The organism is Sulfuricurvum sp., from assembly GCF_049305995.1.
Lineage (GTDB): Bacteria > Campylobacterota > Campylobacteria > Campylobacterales > Sulfurimonadaceae > Sulfuricurvum.
The window spans coordinates 1-2,533 of sequence record NZ_JBAQPS010000269.1 but is presented as its reverse complement, the minus strand read 5'-3'; the positions used below and the strand labels follow the sequence as shown (position 1 = coordinate 2,533).

Annotated in this window: 4 protein-coding genes; 1 reads left to right on the top strand and 3 read right to left on the bottom strand. The window is 31.7% G+C overall.

The genetic code is table 11. The features are described from left to right. A partial coding sequence (locus WA010_RS09230; protein WP_422556839.1) for a PDZ domain-containing protein occupies window positions 1–692 on the top strand: 692 nt, incomplete at its 5' end. Between the two features lie 48 nt (window positions 693–740). On the opposite strand, the gene WA010_RS09225 is transcribed toward WA010_RS09230, so the two are convergent. The 3 genes from WA010_RS09225 to WA010_RS09215 all read right to left on the bottom strand — a co-directional run. Continuing rightward, the gene (locus WA010_RS09225) at window positions 741–1,277 is read right to left on the bottom strand and encodes a hypothetical protein (RefSeq protein ID WP_422556838.1); all 537 of its coding nucleotides are present in this window, start codon (window positions 1,275–1,277) and stop codon (window positions 741–743) included. After that, on the bottom strand, window positions 1,258–1,650 hold the full coding sequence (locus WA010_RS09220; RefSeq protein ID WP_422556837.1) for a hypothetical protein: 393 nt from the start codon (window positions 1,648–1,650) through the stop codon (window positions 1,258–1,260). The genes WA010_RS09225 and WA010_RS09220 overlap by 20 nt, the downstream gene beginning before the upstream one ends. Window position 1,651: 1 nt before the next feature. Further along, window positions 1,652–2,533 (bottom strand): tyrosine-type recombinase/integrase (locus tag WA010_RS09215; protein ID WP_422556836.1); only part of this gene is annotated, 882 nt, incomplete at its 5' end.

The following is a 2,533-nucleotide window of genomic DNA, read 5'->3' as shown; positions in this document are numbered from 1 at the left end:
TACAAAATGAAAATGAAAGTCTTGTATTTTTAGCTGATGGGCAAGAACCTCAAATATTTACAACAGATAATATGGAACGCGATATCAAAAAAATGATTTCTAAGCATTATGTTCCAATTGGGACTTCATCTTTCAATGGTGAATTAGAAGATAAAGACAGTGTGATATCACAAGCAAAGCAATTAAAAGCAGTTGCAGCATTGTATTCTTGGAAATACATAAATACACAAACGAATACTGGTGTGTTGACTTTGCCACAAACAAACTATTTTTCAGGAACTGTAAATACATTTGGAAGTGGTGCTAATGCATTTTCAACGTTTAACGGATCAACGACAGGAATGGTTTCAACTCCATATTCAATTACACAAAGAAGGTATGACCAAGGAGCGGTCTTTTTTTTGAAAAGTACCAAAAGAATGAAATTTGGATTTATTTATGATGAATTAAGTCGTGAACAAAAAATAGAGGTTGGACAATTTGGTGTAGTAATTAACAATATTTATGAAGATTCTGCTGTTCACAAATCAGATGTTTTAATCGGGGATATTCTTTTTGAAGTTAATGGAATTAAGCTGCAAGATAGACAACATTTAGATAAAATTTTAAAAGAATTTGACACATCGAAAGGTATTTGCCATTGGAAAGTTTTACGAAATGGTCAAGAGAAATTAATTCAAATAAGATTTTAACTATCAAAACCTGTAATTTCTATAACAATATCAGCAAAAATACAACATTTATTGCTTTATTGCAGAAACTAAAACGAATTTGAATAAACAATTGCTACTGATTATACCTCTTTCAGCCATTCTAAACAAGTATGAAACCCTATGTGTTCCTTCAACCAGATGATAAGGTCTTCCGTATTCTCGCCAACAATTATCGTCAATATTTTTTGTATCCATAATGACCGGTGGAAAAGGAGGTTTGTGATTTTTGGACATATATGTAAAGATCATAGAATGTTGCCAATTTCTTTTTTCAAAATCGTCATACTGCAATCCCCATTGTTTTAATTCTTCATTGCTATTGCGAAAAGACTTAATTTGCTGATTTATTTCACTTATATTTAACTCTATAAAAGAAAGCGAGTGTTGTTCAATATCAAAATATGGGAAGCGTTCGTTAAAGTAATCAAAATGATCATATACTACTTGTCTATAAAATTCTTTCTCAGCCCCTTCTTCAGGAATTGAAAGACGTTGGCGATATTCTTCCCAATCTTCAATTTCAAATGTGCCAAAATTAATTGGTTTAATTGTATCTGGCAACATTATCTTTACCGTTAGGGTGCATTTTCCCAATTAAAACTTTCATTGCAACAAGTTGATCCATAAGTTGATGATTAATGGCACGCAGGCGTTTATTTTCTTCACGTAATTCATCCATAACAGCATTTTTCTCTTTCAGTTCTTTACGATGCTCTGTAGATTTTATTTTTGATTCTATGGGTGAAATATCCTCAAAAAGCTCTTTATAATTGGCATAAATATTAGCTCTACTGATTCCAGAAAGAGCAGCAACTTTCGTGATAGATATTTTTTCTTTCGATGAATGTAATATTGCAATAGCTTCTTTGATTTTTTTTGTTGTTTCTACTTTTTGTTCTGTTTTATACTCTTTAAGTGCATCACCAGCTTTTGCCATATTAATCCTTTTTTTCTATTTTCGCAACAATGTTATGTAGCTTTTGAAGATGAAATTTAGCCTTTTTTTCTTCAACAACGTGCCCATTTTCTTGACAATGGTGAACGTGTTTGCTTAAGATGCTTATCTCATTTTCAAAGTTTGGTAAAAAAGTTTCATTCGTCACAAAATCATTACAGTTTGCCATATAGCAACTTTGAACACCCAAATTAGGACAATGTCCACGTTTAAAATCATATAGACATAAACCGAAGGGAAGGGGATTTATGCCAAATAATTTAGATATATCTTCTACGGCTTCATTTAAATCAGACACAGTTTTTACATCACTGATTTTCTTTTTAAACTCAACTCCCTCTTTTCCTTGAGTGTAGATGTTATCCGATTCTATCATTCCTTGAAGATAACTTTTTTTCAAATCTGTTTTCGTTAAATTGACATAGTGCATTGTCATTTCAATAGATAAGTGTTTAAAGTGTGTTTGAATAACAGTAGGATTGACATTCTTTTCAGCGACCGCAATTCTTGCGAATGTGTGCCTAAAACAGTGTGAAGATAAATCAATAGTTTGATTGTTAGAATTAGTAAACGATGTAGGAAGATTATTTCGTTTTAAAAATGGTTTTAGTATATCGACATTCCATTTACTTGATTCTAATGAAACTGGTTTAAATCGTCGAGGACCAACCTCTACATCATCTTTATGACGCTTTTGAGAAAGTACATAAAAAAGATAGTTTTTCTCTGACGCCTCTTGTCTAAGTGGCTCCGTTAAGTCATCCATTTCCAAAATTAGCTTATAAATGCTTTCAGGTATAAGAATTTTATGTGGTGTCGTTTCTTCTTCAGTTTTTTCTATTTCCGTAGTAAGCCAGCATTTATC

Excerpts from the sequence above, each read along its gene's own strand:
- WA010_RS09225 (WP_422556838.1), bottom strand. The coding sequence starts at position 1,277 with ATGTTGCCAGATACAATTAAACCAATTAATTTTGGCACATTTGAAATT.
- WA010_RS09220 (WP_422556837.1), bottom strand. The coding sequence starts at position 1,650 with ATGGCAAAAGCTGGTGATGCACTTAAAGAGTATAAAACAGAACAAAAA.